15 protein-coding genes are annotated in these 18552 nt (G+C 66.4%); 8 read left to right on the top strand and 7 right to left on the bottom strand.

Annotated elements, in window-relative coordinates:
• Positions 1 to 36: 36 nt before the first annotated feature.
• Together ABIC65_RS03185 and ABIC65_RS03190 are read right to left on the bottom strand one after the other, a co-directional pair.
• Positions 37 to 843 (bottom strand): SDR family NAD(P)-dependent oxidoreductase, encoded by an 807-nt coding sequence (locus ABIC65_RS03185; RefSeq protein ID WP_354306713.1) that lies wholly within the window; start codon positions 841 to 843, stop codon positions 37 to 39.
• 23 nt (positions 844 to 866) lie between these two features.
• A complete protein-coding gene (locus tag ABIC65_RS03190; protein ID WP_354306714.1) occupies positions 867 to 2033 on the bottom strand; it encodes an HlyD family secretion protein in 1167 nt (388 codons plus the stop codon).
• A gap of 104 nt (positions 2034 to 2137) precedes the next feature.
• On the opposite strand from ABIC65_RS03190, the gene ABIC65_RS03195 reads away from it, so the two are divergent.
• From ABIC65_RS03195 to ABIC65_RS03205, 3 genes are read left to right on the top strand one after another with little or no spacing between them, the layout of a single operon-like run.
• Complete coding sequence (locus ABIC65_RS03195; RefSeq protein WP_354306715.1) at positions 2138 to 3739, top strand: DHA2 family efflux MFS transporter permease subunit; 1602 nt, start codon at positions 2138 to 2140, stop codon at positions 3737 to 3739.
• Between the two features lie 12 nt (positions 3740 to 3751).
• Complete coding sequence (locus ABIC65_RS03200; RefSeq protein WP_354306716.1) at positions 3752 to 5155, top strand: efflux transporter outer membrane subunit; 1404 nt, start codon at positions 3752 to 3754, stop codon at positions 5153 to 5155.
• On the top strand, positions 5155 to 5748 hold the full coding sequence (locus ABIC65_RS03205; RefSeq protein WP_354306717.1) for a TetR/AcrR family transcriptional regulator: 594 nt from the start codon (positions 5155 to 5157) through the stop codon (positions 5746 to 5748). The genes ABIC65_RS03200 and ABIC65_RS03205 overlap by 1 nt, the downstream gene beginning before the upstream one ends.
• Before the next feature lie 946 nt (positions 5749 to 6694).
• Here ABIC65_RS03205 and ABIC65_RS03210 read toward each other — a convergent pair.
• From ABIC65_RS03210 to ABIC65_RS03220, 3 genes are read right to left on the bottom strand one after another with little or no spacing between them, the layout of a single operon-like run.
• Entirely contained in the window at positions 6695 to 8437 is a 1743-nt protein-coding gene (locus tag ABIC65_RS03210; protein ID WP_354306718.1) for a WD40 repeat domain-containing protein, read from the bottom strand.
• On the bottom strand, positions 8424 to 9209 hold the full coding sequence (locus ABIC65_RS03215) for a formylglycine-generating enzyme family protein (protein WP_354306719.1): 786 nt from the start codon (positions 9207 to 9209) through the stop codon (positions 8424 to 8426). Before ABIC65_RS03215 ends, ABIC65_RS03210 begins: the two co-directional genes overlap by 14 nt.
• Positions 9199 to 9786: an NADPH-dependent FMN reductase gene (locus tag ABIC65_RS03220; RefSeq protein ID WP_354306720.1), complete on the bottom strand. Its 588-nt coding sequence runs from the start codon at positions 9784 to 9786 to the stop codon at positions 9199 to 9201. The genes ABIC65_RS03215 and ABIC65_RS03220 overlap by 11 nt, the downstream gene beginning before the upstream one ends.
• Positions 9787 to 10181: 395 nt before the next feature.
• Between ABIC65_RS03220 and ABIC65_RS03225 the strand changes: the two genes are divergently transcribed.
• The 3 genes from ABIC65_RS03225 to ABIC65_RS03235 all read left to right on the top strand — a co-directional run bounded on the left by ABIC65_RS03225 (position 10182) and on the right by ABIC65_RS03235 (position 12974).
• Positions 10182 to 10376: a hypothetical protein gene (locus ABIC65_RS03225; protein WP_354306721.1), complete on the top strand. Its 195-nt coding sequence runs from the start codon at positions 10182 to 10184 to the stop codon at positions 10374 to 10376.
• 80 nt (positions 10377 to 10456) lie between these two features.
• Positions 10457 to 12304 carry a hypothetical protein gene (locus ABIC65_RS03230; RefSeq protein ID WP_354306722.1) on the top strand — a complete coding sequence of 616 codons (1848 nt, stop codon included), beginning with the start codon at positions 10457 to 10459 and terminating at the stop codon, positions 12302 to 12304.
• 73 nt (positions 12305 to 12377) lie between these two features.
• A complete protein-coding gene (locus tag ABIC65_RS03235) occupies positions 12378 to 12974 on the top strand; it encodes a class I SAM-dependent methyltransferase (protein WP_354306723.1) in 597 nt (198 codons plus the stop codon).
• Between the two features lie 237 nt (positions 12975 to 13211).
• On the opposite strand, the gene ABIC65_RS03245 is transcribed toward ABIC65_RS03235, so the two are convergent.
• Both ABIC65_RS03245 and ABIC65_RS03250 read right to left on the bottom strand, forming a co-directional pair.
• Positions 13212 to 15002 carry a M14 family metallopeptidase gene (locus ABIC65_RS03245; RefSeq protein WP_436286698.1) on the bottom strand — a complete coding sequence of 597 codons (1791 nt, stop codon included), beginning with the start codon at positions 15000 to 15002 and terminating at the stop codon, positions 13212 to 13214.
• A gap of 41 nt (positions 15003 to 15043) precedes the next feature.
• The gene (locus tag ABIC65_RS03250; RefSeq protein WP_354306724.1) at positions 15044 to 17146 is read right to left on the bottom strand and encodes a TonB-dependent siderophore receptor; all 2103 of its coding nucleotides are present in this window, start codon (positions 17144 to 17146) and stop codon (positions 15044 to 15046) included.
• Positions 17147 to 17534: 388 nt separating this feature from the next.
• Between ABIC65_RS03250 and ABIC65_RS03255 the strand changes: the two genes are divergently transcribed.
• Positions 17535 to 17732 (top strand): DUF1289 domain-containing protein, encoded by a 198-nt coding sequence (locus tag ABIC65_RS03255; RefSeq protein WP_354306725.1) that lies wholly within the window; start codon positions 17535 to 17537, stop codon positions 17730 to 17732.
• Positions 17729 to 18523, top strand: a complete 795-nt coding sequence (locus ABIC65_RS03260) for a nickel permease (protein ID WP_354306726.1) — start codon at positions 17729 to 17731, stop codon at positions 18521 to 18523. The genes ABIC65_RS03255 and ABIC65_RS03260 overlap by 4 nt, the downstream gene beginning before the upstream one ends.
• Positions 18524 to 18552: the final 29 nt, after the last annotated feature.

Here is an 18552-nt window from a genome sequence, read left to right on the forward strand (position 1 = left end):
GCTCGGTTTCACGACCCGGTCGCTGCGATCCTTGGTTCAAGCCGCGACGGTCTCCGCAGCGGCGCGGTAGCGGGGTGCCACCTCGCGGCGCGAGAGCTCGGACGCCATGCCGAGCCGCGCATCCTGCATCGCCTGCCACTTGCCCTCGTCCGCCAGCGGCGGGATGGTGACGGTCTCGCCGCGATCGAAGCCGAGCAGCGCCGCGTCGACCAGGTCGCCCGCGTCCATCACCCATTCGGCCGGGAAGGCATCGACGTCCTTGCCCGAGCGCGCCCAGATCCCGGTGCGGGTCGCGCCCGGCAGCACCGCCTGGACGCGGATTCCCTTGCCGCCGACTTCCTTGGCGAGGCCCTGGGTGAGGTTGAGCAGGAAGGCCTTGGTGGCGCTATAGGTGCCGTCGAACATCTCGGGCGCGAGCGCCAGCACCGACGACAGGTTGATGATCCCGCCCTTGCCGCGCGGCGCGAACGCCCGCAGCGCGGCACCGGCCAGCAGCGTCGGCGCGGTGACGTTGATCGCGATCAGCTGCTCGATCGTCGCCGCCTGCGTGTCGATCAGCGTGCCCTCGAGAGAGATGCCGGCATTGTTGACGAGCAAGGTCAGCGTCGTGTCGTCGGCGATGCGTGCCTCGACCTTGGCCAGCTGTGCGCGATCGCTCAGGTCGGCAGGCAGCACGTCGACGCGGACACCGGCCTCGGCCCGGAGGCGCGTGGCGAGCGCGTCGAGCCGGGCGACATCGCGCGCGACGAGGACGAGATCGTAACCGCGATGGGCGAGGCGATCGGCATAGGTCGCGCCGATGCCGGTCGACGCGCCGGTGATGAGGGCAGTTCCTTGGGACATTGGTTTTTTCCTTGATGGGGAGATCAGTGGGACAGCCGCACCTTGGCGGTGACGGAGAGGCCGGGGCGCAGCGCCTGGTCGATGGCCTGGCCGGCGTCGAAGCGGATGCGCACCGGCACACGCTGGACGATCTTGGTGAAATTGCCGGTGCCGGGTTCGAACGGCAGCAGCGAGAAGCTGGCGCCGGTGCCCGGTGCGAAGCTCTCGACGCGGCCGGTCAGCGGATGGTCGAGCGCGTCGACGCGGATCGTCGCGGGCTGGCCCACGCGCATGCCCCGGGTCTGCGTTTCCTTGAAATTGGCGGTCACGTAGAGCGCGTGCATCGGCACCAGGGTGAGCAGCCGCGAGCCGGGCTGGACATAGTCCCCCACCCGCACCTGCCGGTTGCCCACCACGCCGTCCACCGCCGCGCGGATCAGCGCATGCCCTTGATCCTGCCGCGTGAGATCGAGCGCCGCGGCGGCGCGCAATCTCGCCGCCTGTGCCTTTTGCACCGCGGCAAGCAGGCCGGGGCGCCGCGCCGCCGTGACCGCCGCCTGCTGCTGCGCCACGGCGAGCAGGGCCTGCGCCTTCGCCGCCTCCTGGGCGCCACCGATGGCTCTGGTGCGGTAGGTCTCGGCATCGCGGGCGGCGACCGCACCGGTCGCGACCAGCGCATCGTAGCGTTGGCCATCGGCTGCCGCGCGCGCCGCCTCGGCGGAGGTCGACCGAATCGCCGTGCGCGCGGCGGTCACCTGCGCGGCAGCGAGCCGCTGTTCCGCATCCAGGCTGGTAAGCGCGGCGCGCGCCGCGGCGATGTTGGCATCGGCATCGGCGAGATCGGCGCGGGCGCTCGCCGCCTTGGCGTCGAACTCCTCCGGGTCGATCCGCACCAGCGGATCGCCGGCACCCACGACTTGGTTGTCGCGCACATACACCGCGCCGACCAGCCCGCGGACCTTGGGCGCAACGGTGGTCGAATCGGCCGCGATATAGGCGTCGTCGGTCGCCTCGACGGAGGGTCTCGCCGTGATCCACAGCGCGCCGCCGCCCGCAACCGCCAGTGCCAGCGCCGACACGAAGATCACGCGCCTGCCGGGCAGGCGACGGCGCGGCGGTGCCGCCGGCGTCGAGAACGTTTCCGCCTGCCCGCTCGCATCGACCGGTCGCCGCAGTTCCACCACCTGTTCCCCGATCGGTTCCGCGCTCACTGGGCGCCTCCTTGCCGAAATGCCTCGCCTATATGATGCTCATCATATTATATGACGGTCATCATGTGTCGAGTCCCAATTTTGCTGGTTCGAAAGGAAGCGCGTTGGCCGGGTGGTTGCAGGCATTGGGCCAGGACTGGTCGGCGAACCCGTCGGCGATGCCGACCGCGCGCAAGTTCCTGATCTTCGGCGTGATGGCGTTCGGCCAGTTCATGGCGCTGTTCGACATCCAGATCGTCTCCGCATCGCTCAGCGACGTGCAGGCGGGGCTCGCCGCCGGGCCGGACGAAGTCAGCTGGGTGCAGACCGCCTATCTGATGGCCGAGCTGGTGATGATTCCGCTCTCCGGCTATCTCGCCGGCGCGATGTCGACCCGGTGGCTGTTCGTCCTGTCGGCCGGCATGTTCACCTTCTCCAGCCTGATGTGCGGACTGTCCTGGAACATGGAATCGATGATCGCCTTCCGGGCGCTGCAGGGATTCACCGGCGGCGCGATGGTGCCGCTGGTCTTCGCCGTCGGCTTCACCATCTTCTCCGGCAAGCAGCGCGCGCTGATCCCCGCCATCCTCGGCACGGTGAGCGTCCTTGCCCCCACGCTCGGCCCCAGCGCGGGCGGCGCGATCACACAGGCGCTCGACTGGCGCTGGCTGTTCTTCATCAACATCGTGCCCGGCGTGATCGTGACGCTGCTCGCTTCGCAGATCCTGCGCGTCGACCGCGCGACGCCGTCGATGTTCGCGCGGATCGACTGGAGCCATTTCGTCGCGATGGCGGTGTTCCTGGCGGGGCTCGAATATGTGCTGGAGGAAGGCCCCCGAAAGGACTGGTTCGGTGATCCCGGCATCGCCGTGGCGGCGTGGTGCTCGGCGGTGGCGTTCGTGCTGTTCCTCGAACGCTCGTTCCGCTCGACCAACCCGCTGGTGCGGCTCCAGCCCTTCCGCCGCCCGACCTTCGCCTTTGCCTGCACCTTCAACTTCGTGATCGGCATCGGCATGTATTCGGCGATCTATCTGGTGCCGGTCTATCTCGCCCGGATCCGCGGCTATGACGCGCTCCAGATCGGCACGACGGTGTTCGTCGTCGGCATCTCCCAGCTCCTCAGCGTGGTGATCAGCGCCTATCTGAGCCAGCGGGTCGATATGCGCTGGATGATTACCGTCGGCCTGTCGCTATTCGCCTGGAGCCTGTGGCTCACCTCCGGCATGACCAGCGACTGGGGCTTCTGGGAGTTCTTCCTGCCTCAGGCGATACGCGGGCTGGCGCTGATGCTGTGCATCGTCCCCAGCGTCAACATGGCGCTGTCGGGCTTCGCGCCAGGCGAGCTGCGCTATGCCTCGGGCCTGTTCAACCTGATGCGCAATCTGGGCGGCGCGATCGGCATCGCCGTCGTCAACACGCTGCTGCGCGACCATGCCCGCATCGCCTCGACAAGGCTGGGCGAGGCGCTCGGCACCCATCCCGGCGCCGCGACCGATGCGGTGGCGACGTTCGCCCGCCGCCTCGGCCAGATCGCCCCCGATCCGCGCGAGGCGATGGGCATGGCGCAGGGCCTGTTCGCCCGGCTGGTGGGCCGCGAGGCGCTGACGATCGCGTTCGACGACGTGTTCCGCCTGCTCGCCTGGATGTTCCTTGCGGCGCTGGTGATGGTGCCCTTCTGCCGACCGCCCGCCAATGCCGCCCCGCCCCCGCCGGATGCGGCGCACTGAGGAGACCGCGCCATGCGCCTTGCCCCTGCCCTGCTCGCCCTCGCCACGCTGTGCGGCTGCGCCGCCGGCCGGGACTATACCCGCCCCGAGATTGCGCTGTCCGCCACCTATCACGCACCGGTGCCCATCGCCGCGTCCGACGCGCAGTGGTGGCGTCGCTTCGGCGATCCGGTCCTCGATACGCTGGTGGAAACGGCGCTGGCGCAGAATCTCGACGTCGTCGCCGCCGCCGCGCGGGTCGATCAGGCCCGCGCGGTCGCGGGTGCGAGCGGCGCGGCCCTCCTGCCCCAGCTCGATCTCGCCGCATCGGGCGAGCGCACCCGCCAGTCGTTGCGCACCCCCGTCGGCGCGGTGTCGAACCGCCTGGATCTGCCCCGCGACTATTCGCTCTACACGGTCGGATCGCAGGCATCCTGGGAGCTTGATCTGTTCGGGGGCCTGCGACGTGGGCGCGAGGCGGCCCGCGCCGATTTTGCCGCCGCCGCCGCAAGCGCCGACGCGGTGCGGCTGAGCATCGCGGCGGAAGCGTTCGAAGCCTATCTCCAGCTCCGCGGGCTGCAGGCGCGATACGCCGTCGTCGCACAGCAGCTCGAGACCGAACGCAAGTTGGCCGCGCTCGTCCGCCAGCAGGCAGAACAGGGGCTGGTCGCCGAGCGCGAACTGCACCGCGTGCTGGGCGAAAGCGCCGGGATCAAGGCCAGCCTCCCCCCGCTCCGCGCCGCGATCGCTGGCCAGATCCACCGCCTCGACCTGCTGACCGGGCGCCAGGCGGGATCGGACCCGCTGCACCTCGCGACCGCACAAGCGGTGCCCGATGCACCCGATCCCGGCGGCAGTGCCATCCCAAGCGAGCTCATGCGCCGCCGCCCCGATCTGGTCGCCGCCGAACGCCGGGTTGCCGCCAGCAACGCGCGGACAGGCGTGGCGCTCGCCGATTATTACCCGCACCTCGCGCTGAACGGGCTTCTCGGCTTCGCCAGCATCGGCACCGGCAGCCTGTTCACCAACGCCGGCCTGCAGGCGAGCGGCGGCGCGGGGCTGCGCTGGCGCTTGTTCGACTTCGGCCGCGTTGATGCCGAGGTGGCGCAGGCCCGCGGCCAGGAGGCCGAGGCACTGGCGCAGTTTCGCGGCGCGGTGCTAAGGGCCACCGAAGAGGTTGAAACCGCCATCGTCCGCCTCGCCGAAACACGGACCGAAATTACCTTGCGCGAACAACAGGTCACATCGCTAACCCGCTCCCGCGACCAGGCGCGGCAGGGCTATGGGGGCGGTGCGCTGTCGCTGGTCGATGTGCTCGACGCGGACCGCGCGCTGCTGGAGGCGACCGACCGCCTCGCCGCGGCCCGCGCCGAGGCCGCCCGCGCATCCGTCGCGGCGGTTCGTGCATTGGGCGGAGGATGGGAAACGAGAAGTTGATGAGCGAAGCGAGCACCCCCAAAGAGCGCACCCGCGCTCGCATCCTCGACGAGGCGGCCAAGGCGATGCGCGAGAAGGGCGCCGATGGCATCGGCGTCGCCGCGCTGATGAAGCGCGCCGGGCTGACGCATGGCGGCTTCTACGCGCATTTCGAGAATCGCGACGACCTGGTGGCACATGCCGTCGACCGCATGTTCCAGGACAGCGACTTCGTGCTGAAGCGCCATCTTGCCGGGAACGAGGCGGCCAAGGGCCTGTCCGAACTCATCGACTATTATCTGTCCGAAGAAACCTGGAAGCATACCGATCGGGGCTGCCCGCTCCCGAGCCTCGGCGGCGAAGCAAGCCGGATGCCCACCGCCGCGCGGCAGCGCTTCTCGGACGGCATCCATGCGTTTCGTGCTGCATTGGCCGCGAGCCTGGCCGCGTTGGAGTTGCCCAATCCCGAATCACTGGCGGCCTCCGTATTGGCGGAGATGGTCGGCGCGATGACCTTGGCGCGCACCCTCGATGAGGATGCCGCAAGGCTCGCATTGGGCGCATCGAGGGACCAGCTTAAGCGCAGGATCGGCCTGCCGATCGACGCTGGTTGAAATCTGCCAACGAGAGGATCGAAGCGGCTCGGCCCCTCCTGTGGAGACCGGACGTCCGGCGGTTGGCTAGGCGGAATGCCGCGCCGCAGGCTTGTACCCGGTCAGCATCCGACCCAGCCTGCATATCGAGCGCTACGCGCCCCAATGGCGGTTACGGCGGGAGCGGACATAGTTGCCATCGGAACCGAACGGCGCATTCTGGTCGGGAGCAGCCGCGAACCAAAGATCAGCGCGGATAGTCAGTCCGACGGAGATGCCTAAAAGCCCCCTGCCCGACGATTAGGGCACTTGCCTGCCGTCACCTGTCTGAAAACTTGGCTCCTTCCCTGCCCATCGGAACTAAATGGGGCCAACAATTGATGGTGTTTTGATGGCACTGGGCGATCCCCGCATCACAATTTCATTGCTTATCAATGATATAATGTACTTCTACGGCAACCTTAGGGGTCACCAGCATCAAGCGGAAAATGGCGCAGATCCGCCCTTTCGGACGATTTAGCTAAGTTGTCGCCACTTTTTGTCCCACACCTTCTCGCGGCTTTGGTGGGATACGCTGGCATGTCCATGGCGAAGGTTTGCGAATCCCGGCTGCCGCATAGGTTCGCGCGCGCGCGAATCCCCCCGCTTCCTCCGACCAGCAGACTTCACTGAACCGGTGTTGCGACTAACGTGCCGGAAGCGGCGTGGCCGTTTGCGGCCAAGGCGAAAATCGAGCAGGGTGTCTAATCCCGCTTGTACAGTTCCTGCTGAAACCCACGGAATGTCTGGCGTATATCGCTCTCCAGAAACTCCGCCTGCGTCGCATCCTGCGGCGCCAAAATGTCGGCGCGACGGGCATTTGCGCGTTCGGCCCGCTTCCCGGACAAGGCAACATGAGGCCAGAGCAGCTTGAGATCGAGCGGCTGCGAATGACCGGGCCGTCCTGGCCGATGGCAAGACCGATCGACTACACTGGCTCGCACGCCGTGATGGGGGACGACCGCGTCGCGCCGCCCCCCGGTAAACGGTCGCCGGCGACCGTCAGCTCATAGGTCCGGCCGTCATAGGATGCGGCGCAAAACCGCCCCATCCCCAACGCGACGATCGAGGAAATACCCCAACTGGTCGGGCGTTCCTCGGCGACCCATCGCCCGCTTGCCCGGTCGTAGACCGCAATGACCCCGAAATAGGATCCGGTCGCGATCATGTTCGTGTCGGGGCAGATCGCAACGCATTTTATCGATCGTTGATGTGGCGTCGGCACCGCGGTACCGCGCTCGCCATCCCAAAGCCGCAACATGCGATCACGGCCGACGCTCGCAAACCAGCCGTCGGGCGAAGCCGCGACGCCGTTGCTGATCCGGCTATGCCCGGGTTCTAGCAGGCGCGCCGGCCACAGGGCGTCGATCGGCGTGATCGCAACCGCGCCGGTCGCGCAGACACTCATGATATCGCGGCCGTTATTGGCGAGTCCCTTGATCGCGTTGGCGTGCAGCGGGATTTCGGCAACGCGCTCCAGCCGGCCCGACGGCCCCTCACACATGACGATCGCCTCGCCGGTATAGGTACCGATCGCAATATGGTCGGCGCCGTTACGCCGGAACACGGTAGCGCAATTGATCGGCGAATGGTGGTGATAGACCAACTCGCCGCTATGGGCGTCGATGATCGTGCCGAGATGGCCGCCGGTCAGCAGCCGGCCCCGGAATGGCTGCAGGAAGTTGCACAGGCTGCCGAGGCACGCAATCTCGCGGCCCACCCGCTTCACAATGCCGGCGTCGCCGACGGTGTGCAACAGGCCGTCGAACAGGCATAGGGCGTTCAGCGCGCCGCTAGGCTCCGCGCGAGACATGTCCCACTCGCCCGTCCGAAGGTCGAGCAGCGCAGGTCCGCCGCCGAAGGTACCGAGCGCGAGTTGCCGGTCGCCGACCAGCGCGGCGCTGCGCAGCCAGATCGCCGGCGGGACTTCGGCGCTGGCGCGCAGCACCGGCAGCGCCTCGTCGCGCAAGGTCCAGATCTTCAGGCTGCGGTCATAACTCGTGCTGATCAGCATTTTGCCTTCGCTGTCCAGCACCAGCCGCTTGACCCCCGAACGATGCGCGTCGAGCTCGCTCGCCGCACCCGGGCGCAGAACTGTGATCGTCCCGCGATCGGTGCCGACATAGATGGTTCCGTCCGCCGCCCGGACGGCGGTATCGGCTTCGACCTCGCCGAGATCTACCGTGTCGACGAGCGAATGTTCACGCGGGTTCCACGTGCGCACGGTGCCGTCGTCGCTCGAGGTGACGACCATCGCTCCGTCGTCGCTCCATGCAACGCTGATCACGTCAGACTCATGACCCTGCAACCGCGCTAGCATCGCACCCGCGCAATCGAAGATTCCGACCGTGTGATCGCGCGACGCGGTCGCGATCAGCTTGCCGTCCGGGCTGAACGTGGCCATTTCGACATCGTCGTCATGGCCCCGCAGGATCGTCTGGAGTTCCATCGTCGGCACCGCCCAGATTCGCGCACTGTGGTCGCTGCTGGCTGTGACCAGCCGGTCGCCGCGCGCGCTAAACTGGCACTGGTTGACGAGATGGTCGTGATGGCCGCGCGCGATCGCCCGGCCACCATACCACAGGATCACCGTACCGTCATATCCCGCGGTCGCCAGATAGCCGATCGGATGCGCGTCGACGCCGCTGATGGGTCCATCATGCCGAATCATAATCTCCTCCGATCGCCAGTCGAAATCCGGTCACCATGAAGCGGTCGCCGACATAGGGGCCGTGCCGGCGCCTCGTGCGCGTCAGGTCCCCGCCCAAGGCGAAGCAGCCACCGCGCAGCACGCGATAGCCATCGCGGTGAAGCGCGGTGAGGTCGTCGTCGACGGCCGTGCCGCCCGGGTAGGGCGCGTATCTGTCGCTCACCCATTCTTCGACCTGGCCCGCGAGATCGAGCACGCCCCAAGGGGAGGCGCCCGAGGCGAGCGCGCCGGCCGGCACGGTCCCGCCGTGGCCGCTCTCCACACTGTTGCCGCGGTGCCGGTCGAACCTGTCCCCATAGGGATAGCGGCGTCGGTTGGGGCCGGCGGCCGCATATTCCCATTCGGCCTCGCCCGGCAGCCGCCAGGCCAGGCCATCGCAACACCGCCGCCATGCGGCATATGCGTTGGCATCCTCCCACGACACGCCCCATACCGGATGATCGTCGGGGGCCCCCGCGAGAATCGACATCGGTGCGGGCCGCGGCCACGCCGCGAGAAACGCGGCATAATCGCCATTGGTCACCGGGATGCGCATCAGCGCGAACCCCGCCACCGCGACGTGGTGATCGGGATATTCCTTCATCAACCAGGATCGGAAGTGCGGACGATACTCAACGTCGATCAGGTCGTTCCGCCATTCATCGACCGTGCGGTCGATCTCGGCCATGTCAGAGCCCATAGCGAACCGCGCCGCGGGGATGTCGACCAGCATCTGCGCCGTCTCACATGCCAAAAGCGTATCTCCCCGGATCGTAATCGGCATGTCCCCGGACGCCGCGCAACGCCTCAGCGTAGCGTGCGAGAAGGACGAGGGCATGGCGCGTGCGATCGGCCGATGGCACCGTCGTGCCAGCATCGGGATCGAACTGCTCCACGTGGCGAAACACCAGTTGCTCGGGAATGAAACAGAGATGAGTGTTCTTCTGTGCGGCCATGCGGAGCTCAGCGAGCGGATACGCCCCGCCATTTCCCCCACTGACCCCCACCAGCAGCGCGGGTTTGTGCGCTAGTTCGTGATGATTGCAGAACAGGAGAAAATTCTTGAGCGCGGGCGCCGCCAGACCATGATATTCGGGCGAGATCAGAATGAACCCATCGCTGCGCGCGAGTCCGTCGGAAATCGACGCCCAGCGCGCGGCGAGCCCGGGCTCGGCAGCAACGTCGCGCCACATTGGCAGGGGCGAATGTCCGAGGTCGAGCAATGCGCAGGCGTGGCCGCTGACCTCCTGCCAGCACTTGCCGAGATAGTGACCAATCCGCGCGCTCTGACTCGGCGAGCGGTGGCTGCCTGTCACGATGGTGACCAGCATCGATCCCTCACGCCGACCGAGCGGAACACGACCGATGCCGTTGGCGCCTATTGCCGACGCGGATTGCCATTCTGTGCAGCGAACAGCGCATGGGCCGCAAAGCTCCGTTACTATACGTCCGTCGAGCAAACCTCTTATTCACGTCGTCACAAGATTACATCCATATAGGGTTTCATCTTGTTTCGCCCGGAACAAATAGAGATCGACACGTACATGACGTTTTTTATCATAAGCGTCAGCAATCGGTGACTCGGCGACGTTAGCATTGAATGACGTTGACTCCAAATCGCTACGCGATCAACATTATGTGAGGAGCTATCGAGTCGCGCAACGACATTCTGATGCCCGTTATTCGATGCTTCTTGTTCGTTGCCCCCTTACATGAGGATGGTGTGATGACTCTCTCCCCTGAACAAGCACGATTGTCGCCGGAAGAACTTAAGAAGGACGTGCACCTTCGCGCGGCGGAGGGACTTCTGAAGGAAGTTCATCCGGACATCGACTTCGAATGGGTCAAGAAAGGCGAGATCAAAGGTGCGGCGGCCGTGAAACATGCCGCTGGCCGCACTGTCATCCAGTTCGAAGGCTGATCCGCGGTTCGCCCCCGACGACCGGCCCCGTTCCCGCCTCGGGCGGTGGCCGGCCGTTTGGCGCCCGATCGGGAGAAACGATGAACGTACAGGATCGTCTGTTGCGGCTGGCGCATGTCCCCGGGGATGATGTCCTCATTGCATCGGATATTCGCGGCCGCGTCCACAAGTTCGACGCCGACCTGAGACTGATCGCCTCGTCGCCGGTGCCGTCCTATGATCGGCCTGTTAACGCCCTGTGCGTCGGCGGCGGCCACATCTTCACCAAGACGCGCTTCGGCGCGGTCGGCAAATGGTCGCTCGACACGCTCGAGCCGCTCGATTTCCACGACGGGAACTGGTTGTGCGACCGCGCGATGCTCGCGCCCGAAGAGACGGCTTCGCTGAGCCCCAATCGCGGGATCGCCTATCTCGACGGCCGGATCTACACCTGCAACGCCTTCAACCAGATTGTCGTGCTCGACGCCGAGACGTTCGCCTTGCTCGATGTGCGGCAGTCGCCGGCACCCACCTTCATAGACTGCATCGTCGCGGGCGTCGGCCCCAGGGACGCGATGTCAGACGTCGCCGGGACCCTCTATATCGGCGATCTGCGGTCGAACGATTTCCCGGTGCGCGCGCAGGTCGATACCAGCGTGGTGCATGGCGTGATTTATGACCAGCGGCACGACCGCTTCTGGACGACGCAGGATGGCGGCTTCGGCGCCGACCGTTTCGTCCGCACCGGGGCAACGACGATCGAGCCCGACGGATCGAACCTGCGCGAGTTCAAGCTGTCCCATGAGGATAACGAATTCATTGCGATCGATCCGACAGGGACGCGGGTCTATATCGGCGGCTTTGCGGGGAAGCTTGCGGTCTTCGACAATAGCGGCCCGGAATTCAGGCTGCTCCGCGTCATCGGACCGCTCGAATTCCAGATCATTCACGCCGTGGTAGCGGAGAGCGACCGGATCTACGTACTGCTTCAGACGGGCGATCTGATCCGGCTAAATGAATTCGGCGAAGAGCAATGCCGCGCGGTGGTCCGCAATCGCTGCATCTGGATCATGGAGCCGCATCCCGCCGACGAGAGCGTCGTCATTGCCGGGACCGACCAGGGCGTTGCGGTTCTCGAATATCACGCGACACGGTTCGGCTCGGTGCAGATCGCGCAGCGCCATCATCACCGCTTCGGCCTCGGCATCGTCAAGGACGTAAAGCCGACCGACGATGGGAGCTATGTCGGCATTTCGCGCAAGGGATTCGTGTTTCGCGCCACAATCGACGGCGACTTGCTGTGGACACGCCAGGCTCTGGGCGTACCGCGCGGCGTCGCGCTCGATGCGGCCGGCGGGCGCTGCCTGATCGCGTCGGACGATGGCACCCTGACCGAAATGGATATCGCGGACGGCTCGATACGCGACCGCATCGACATCGGCAGCCCGAGCTATGGCTGCGCCTATGCCGCTGACGGACGGCGCGTCGCATCGGCGGACCGCGATCAATGCATCCACATCTATGCCGCCGACAGCCACCGCCGGCTCGGCACGATCGACGGCTTTCGCTATCGCATCAAGCGCATGTTCCGCTCCGGTGGCGAGTTGTTCGTCGCCGGCCCCGATGGGATGTTCGAGCTCGACCTCGATGGGTTCACCCGCCGCCGGGGCTTCGGCGATCACATGGTCAGCACCAAGGAGAATGGCGTGGTCTGTGCCGGCCATGTGCATGTCGGCGGCTACGGCTATCAGCTTGCCAGCTATCGCTATGCGGACGGCGCGATCGTCGACCTGAAGGAAACGCTCCCCGACTTCACCAAGGCCTTTTGCGCGCGGGTCGGCGAGGACGGCATTCCGATCCTGCTGGTCGGCGGGCGCGGTGGCTTCATCTGCGCCTATCGCGTCATCAACGGCGTGCCGCATCAGGTCCGCGAATTCTATGTCCACTGAGGCCGGGATACCTTCGCCCCCCTTTGTCGACATTGCATTGTCGACGCTGCCACCGGACTCCTATTTGCGGACGATGCGGAACGCCTTCACCGCCCATTATCGGGACGGGAGCGACGAATGGTCGCGCGACCCGGAGATGCGGCAGTTCCCCGCCTTCGTCGAACGGCAAGTCCGGCTTCCCACCGCCGCGCGTGCACTCGATATCGGATGCGGCAATGGCGACGACGCCCGTTATCTGACGCGGCAATGCGCGTCGGTGGTGGGTATTGATCTCCATGAGCATTCCGATTGGGTGGCGCTCCGCGAAACTCGTGTCGATCTTACCTTCCGTTGCTGTGATCTCCTGACCTATGCCCGCGAGGACCGGGAAGGATTCGATCTCGTTCTCGACAACGGTTCGTTCCACCATCAGCATCCGCGCCAATATGACGCTTATCTGGCGGCAATCGTCGCGCTGCTGCGGCCCGGGGGGCACCTGGCGCTGTCGACGTTCAAACAGCCCGACTTTCCCGGTCATGTCGATGTGCGCGGCAGATTGCACCGCTATTTCGAGGATGCGGAATTGTCCGCAATCCTGAGACGGGCCGGACTGGTGATAACGGCGACGCACGACGTGTTCCGCCCGCGGAAAAACAACTATTATCGCTATTCGATCTGCACGGTCGGCTAAGTGTTTAGGCCCGAGGTGTGGCGATAAAGGTCGGTTTCGAATCGCGCTGGGTCTTCTGTCCAGACGCAAGCGACGTATTCGTAGGGCGTCAGATGGCGGAGCGTTTTCAGCCGACGACTTTTCGGTCTCGGCGCCCTTTGGGCACGCATCGATGGCGGTCGGATGTGCGGTCGTCCGGTCCGGCAAGACAATAGCTCAGCCATGCCAAGGTTTCACGGCGCACGTGCCACCCCTCGTTCAGTCAAGTTCCCGCGCGACAGGGTATTGCAGACGAAAGCCATGGCCCGTGCCCGCATGCGCGAACAGCCAGGCTAGTCGCGCGTCCGGGTCGCCTGCAAAGCCGGGTTCGGCCTGGAGCTTTGCCTCGAACGCAGCCTTGACCGCCGGATCCGTCGCCAGCAGCCGTTCGCCAAGCGCGGCCAGGACGAAGGCATCGGTGCTCGGCACCGGTGCGAGCATTTCGGGAAAGAAGCCCCAGGCCAGAAACGAATCCTGGCTCTCGGGCTCGAGCAGTGCGGCTGCCAGCAGTCCCAGCGGCTGATCGGCCGGCACACGGACACTGCCCGCCGGCATCACCTGCTCAGCCACACCGTGGACGAACCCGGCGGTGATCGGCACCCTGCCCTCCTTGGGCTGGGCCAGCTTCGCATCGACCAGCCGCACCCGGTCGAGCCGCAGCGTCCGCGGCGCATCGATCGTCTCGAAGGCGATACCGTGGACGCGGAGGCGATCGATCACCTCGGCCTGCTCGGGCGGAATCCACCAGGCCTTGGGCAGGCGCACGCTCTCGGCAGGGCGCTGGCCGATGATCGGCATGCGGAAGGTGATCGGCTTCCCTGTCCAACGCTGCTCCGGGCGCCCTGAGGCTGACGACGGCACCATGTCGAACGCCACGCCCTTGAACTGCTCGATCCAGCCGATCGGCTGTTCGGCGGGCGTCCAGCGGGTGAGCAACTCGGCCGGACGGCTGGCGCGATCCTGCGCCTTGGCCGCCGCGATCTTCGCAGCGTCGGTGCCGGCGATCCGTAGCGCCGCCTCCAGCAGCACATAGGTGCCGAGCACGCGCTGGCGATAGGGCTTCAGCATGTGGTTCTCGACCAGCACCGTCGGCATGCCGATGAAGTCGCCATAGCCGGTCGAGTAGCGCGGCCCTTCGGGACTGTAGCGGATGCCCTTGCTCGGCACGCGCGTGTCGATCGGGCTTGGGTAGATGATCGGCGTGTGGCCGGCCTTGATGAGCGCCTGCATCGCGGCTGGTCCGAAGCGCTGCTCCAGCCAGTCGGCAGTGGCGCGGTGACGGGCATATCTGCCCCAGCCGGCATAGGTGAAGGTGATGTCATACTGCATGTCGAAGCCTTCGCTGACATGGCAATCGACATAGAGGATGGGGTCCAGCTGCCGGATCAGCCCGATCATCGCGCGCGTCTCAGGTGCGTCGACCTTGGCGTAATCGCGGTTCAGGTCGATGTCGCGAGCATTGGCCTCGGCGCCCTTTTCCGCGGGGCCGCGGATATGGACGAAGTTCCAGCGGCTCAGCTGCTCGTGCCCGTCGATATTGTAGATCGGCACGAAGACGAGATCGACCTTGTCGAGCAGGTCCGCCTTGCCGCGCAGCGCGATGTCGCGCAGCAGCATCAGCCCGGCATCCTTGCCGTCGATTTCACCCGAATGGATGCCGCCCTGGATCAGCACTACGGGCTTGGGGCCTCCGCCCTTGCTGGCGCGGACATAGAGCATCTCGCGCCCCTGCCCGGTGCGGCCGAAGCCGTGGAGGGTGATCAGGTCCGACGCTGCATCGAGCCGTTCGAGCCACGCCCGCACCTCGGCATAGCGCGGCGTCGTCTTGAATCCTGCGGCCTCCGCCGGGGTGATCCAGGGGCCGCCGGGCCTTGCGACCAGCGCCGCGCTCTTGCCGGACCAAGGCAGCGCGGGCGGCAGGTCGAGCACGTCCTGCGCGGCGGCTGGCATGGCGCTTGCGCAGAGCAGAAGGGCGGCGAAGGTCGCCAGGCGGGGGCATGAAGGCATCATGGTCGCGATACTCTTACTGGATCAGGAGACTGGCTGCGCGCTCAGAGGGTCGCGCGCAGGCCGATCGTGGCGGTGCGGGGCGCGCCCGGCTGCACCCAGAGCTGGGTGTAGCTGTTCGCGTACCAATGCGCGTCGAACAGGTTGGAGACGGTGCCGAACAGCTGAAGCCGCTCCGTGATCCCGACCTCCCCGAACAGCCGCGCCAGCATGTGCGACGGCAGGGTGAACGGCGTGCCCGTCTCGCCCGAGCGCTTGCCGACAACCTGAACGCCGCCGCCGAGCCGCGCCTTCATCCCGGCAAGCGTGAAGTCGCGCGCCAGCTGCACATTGGCGGTGTGATCGGGGATGTTGATCAGCCGGTCGCCCGGCTGCACCTGGAAGGAGAAGTTCGGATCGAGCACGTTGGAGCGCGCCTCGGCATCGACATAGGCATAGCTGAACAGCAGGTCGAGATCGCCGGGCAGCTTGCCCGCCAGATCCACTTCCACGCCGCGGCTGCGCGCCTTGCCGATCGCCACCGAGAAGCCGGGATTGGCGGTATCGGTCGCCAGCACATTGCGCTTGTTCATTTCAAACATTGACACCGTTCCGTTCAGCCGCCCACCGAAAGCGCCGAACTTGATCCCCGCCTCGATCGAGGTGGTCGTTTCGGGATCGAAAATCACCCCGGCGGCATCGGTGCCGACGTTGGCGCGATAGCCCTCGCCATAGCTGGCATAGAGGCTCAGCGGATCGCTCAGGCGATAGACAATGCCTGCCTGCGGGCTGAACCGATCGCGCGTGCGGCGGCTGTTGATCGAGCTTTGGCGGTTGTCCGTACGCAGCAGCAAATGGTCGTAGCGGCCGCCGAACCGGATCTGCAGACGGTCGGCGAGGCTGATCTGGTCCTGCAGATAGGCGCCGCTTGCCTCCTGCACATCGCGACGGTCGGTGATCACCACCGGCGTCGGCAGCGGGAATCGGCCGTAAACGGGGTTGCGGATGTCGATGACATAGCCGGTCCGGTCGCTGGGGTTGGACGACACGGCGGGCGGGCGCACACGGGTAAAGACCTGATCGTAGACGAACCGGTCATGGTCCGCCCCGAACAGCAGGCGATGGCGCAGCGATCCGGTCTCGAAACTGCCGGATACCTCGGCGCGCACCGCGGTCTGTGCCGCGTCATAATAGCGGCTGCGGCGCTGACGCGATAACGAATGGCCATCGACGAACAGCTTCTGGCGCGAGGCCGCCGTCTCTGCATCGGAGGAGAAGCCGGTCAGCAGCGTGTCGCGGTGGCTGGCGCCGACCAGCAGGCTCCAGCGGTCGCTGAAATCATGCTGCACGCGCAGTTGATGCCCGGTCGCGCGGGCGACGGTATCGCCATCGCCCGGCTCGCCGAGGAAGCGTGCGCGCGGCACCGTGTCGAAATTGCCGCTGAGCACGACGATGCCGCGATCGAACGGCGTCTCTACCCGCGTCCATTCGAAGTCGTAGGTCACGCGGGTCGCCGCATCGAGCGCGACGCCGAACGACGGCAGCAGCCCCCAGCGCTTCTGGTGCACCGTGTCGCGGAAGGTGTCGCCCTCCTCGGCATAGCCGATCAGCCGGGCGGTGATGCCGGGCGTGAGCGCGATATTGGCATCGCCCTCGGCGCGCACCCGATCGAAGCTGCCATATTGCAGCGAGGCGCTTCCGAAGCTGCGGCCGAGCTGGGCCTGTTTGGTAACGAGGTTGATCGTCCCCCCCGGCTCGCCGCGCCCGAGCAACGCCGCCGCCGGCCCTTTCAGCACCTCGATCCGCTCGATCCCCGCCACGTCGCGCTGCCCGCTGAAGCCGCGCCCGCCGTTGAAGCCGTTGACCAGATAGCCGCTCGGCAGGTTCTCGTCGCCAGCGAAGCCGCGGATCGCGAAGGAATCCCAGAGGCCACCCAGCGTATTCTGACGCGCGACCGAGGCGTTGAGGTCCAGCGCATCGGTTAGGCGGGTGATGTTCTGTTCCTGCAGCACCTTGTCCTCGATTACAGCGATCGCCTGCGGGATCTCGCGCAGCGCGAAATTGCCGCGATAGGACTGACGTACCCCGTTGACGGTGATCTCCTCGCGGTCCTGCTCCAGCCCAGTCTCCTGCTCGGCCTGCGCGGCGGCCGACGCCGAAAACAGCATGGCGAACGGAAGAGCGCCGGCAAGCAAGCCGGTACGAACGGTAAAGTGCAACGCCAAATCCCCTGTGCCTGATGCGGGCGCCCGCCACGGCCGTGGCGGGCGCATTGCGCGACGTCCAGCGACCGACCGGTCCGCCTGCGACGTGATATGTTGTAACGTTATACGAATTGTTGCGCAAGCAAGAGGATTGTTACGGAATGTTTCCAGGCAGCCGACGCGGAGCCGCTGCGGTCCGCGTCGACAACCTCGGCGCTTGATTCCCGCCCCCACATCCGCAATGATGAATGATACATTGTATCATGTGAGCATTCATGACCATCCTCTCTGCCACTCCCTCGCCCCGTTGCCCCACCGCGAACACCGACCCAGCACCTGGCACCGCGCGCGTATGAAGAGCCCGTGCATCAGCGTCTGCCGCTTCGACGGCCGCACTGGCTGGTGCGTCGCCTGCGGGCGCACGCTGCCCGAGTGCCGCGAATGGAAGAAGTCGCCCCGCCCGCGCCTGCTGGCGATCAGCAAGGCGCTGCCGGCGCGGCTGGCCAAGCTCGATGCGCGCGGCGTGCGGGTTGCGGAAGAAGAGGCATGATCGAGTTTTCCGCGCTGTGGCTGATCTTCGTGCTCGGGCTGCGGCATGGCCTCGATCCCGATCATGTCGCGGTGATCGACAATATCGTGTTTCGCACGGTCGAGGTCCGACCGCGGCTAGCGCAGTGGGTCGGTACGCTGTTCGCGCTGGGGCACAGCCTGTCGGTCGCCGCCGTCGCCATCGGCGTGTCGCTGGCGGCGGGCGCCTTCGTGCTGCCTGCCTGGACCGCACCGATGATCGACCTCGCCGTGATCGGCCTGTTGTTGATCGTGGGCACACTCAACCTGAACGCCCTGCTGACCCGGACGCGCTACACGCCCATCGGCTGGCGAAGCGGGCTGGTGCCGAAGCGGCTGCGCAACAGCACCCATCCGCTGGCCGTGGTCGCGATCGGGGCGATCTTCGGGCTGGTGTTCGATACCGCAACACAAGCTGCAGCCTGGGGCGCTGCGGCAACGGCAAAGGGCGGCACCACGGCCGCGCTGGTGATCGCCGCGACCTTCGCCATCGGCATGATGCTGGCCGATACCCTCGACAGCCAGATCGTTGCCCGGCTGCTGCGCACCCGTGGCCGCACCACCGCCACGGTGCAGCGTTATCGCCGCGCGGTCGGCTGGCTGGTGGTGGCGCTGAGCTTCGGTACTGCCGGCTATGCGCTGGCCGAACTGGCGGGGCTGGCCGCCGCGCTGCCGGAAGGGGCCTTCACCACGATCGGCGTGCTCGCCGCAGCCGCGATCATTCTCCTGCTGCTTGCCAGTCGCTGGCGGTCGACGGCAGGAACGCGCGCCTGATCGCAAACCACAAGATTTCCAAGGGGGAC

The organism is Sphingomonas trueperi (assembly GCF_040545665.1).
In the GTDB taxonomy this organism is placed as follows: domain Bacteria; phylum Pseudomonadota; class Alphaproteobacteria; order Sphingomonadales; family Sphingomonadaceae; genus Sphingomonas; species Sphingomonas trueperi_B.

Coding starts and splice junctions, on each gene's coding strand:
- ABIC65_RS03185 (WP_354306713.1), bottom strand. CDS start 843: ATGTCCCAAGGAACTGCCCTCATCACCGGCGCGTCGACCGGCATCGGC.
- ABIC65_RS03200 (WP_354306716.1), top strand. CDS start 3,752: ATGCGCCTTGCCCCTGCCCTGCTCGCCCTCGCCACGCTGTGCGGCTGC.
- ABIC65_RS03205 (WP_354306717.1), top strand. CDS start 5,155: ATGAGCGAAGCGAGCACCCCCAAAGAGCGCACCCGCGCTCGCATCCTC.
- ABIC65_RS03210 (WP_354306718.1), bottom strand. CDS start 8,437: ATGATTCGGCATGATGGACCCATCAGCGGCGTCGACGCGCATCCGATC.
- ABIC65_RS03220 (WP_354306720.1), bottom strand. CDS start 9,786: ATGCTGGTCACCATCGTGACAGGCAGCCACCGCTCGCCGAGTCAGAGC.
- ABIC65_RS03225 (WP_354306721.1), top strand. CDS start 10,182: ATGACTCTCTCCCCTGAACAAGCACGATTGTCGCCGGAAGAACTTAAG.
- ABIC65_RS03230 (WP_354306722.1), top strand. CDS start 10,457: ATGAACGTACAGGATCGTCTGTTGCGGCTGGCGCATGTCCCCGGGGAT.
- ABIC65_RS03235 (WP_354306723.1), top strand. CDS start 12,378: ATGCGGAACGCCTTCACCGCCCATTATCGGGACGGGAGCGACGAATGG.
- ABIC65_RS03245 (WP_436286698.1), bottom strand. CDS start 15,002: ATGATGCCTTCATGCCCCCGCCTGGCGACCTTCGCCGCCCTTCTGCTC.
- ABIC65_RS03250 (WP_354306724.1), bottom strand. CDS start 17,146: ATGCTGTTTTCGGCGTCGGCCGCCGCGCAGGCCGAGCAGGAGACTGGG.
- ABIC65_RS03255 (WP_354306725.1), top strand. CDS start 17,535: ATGAAGAGCCCGTGCATCAGCGTCTGCCGCTTCGACGGCCGCACTGGC.
- ABIC65_RS03260 (WP_354306726.1), top strand. CDS start 17,729: ATGATCGAGTTTTCCGCGCTGTGGCTGATCTTCGTGCTCGGGCTGCGG.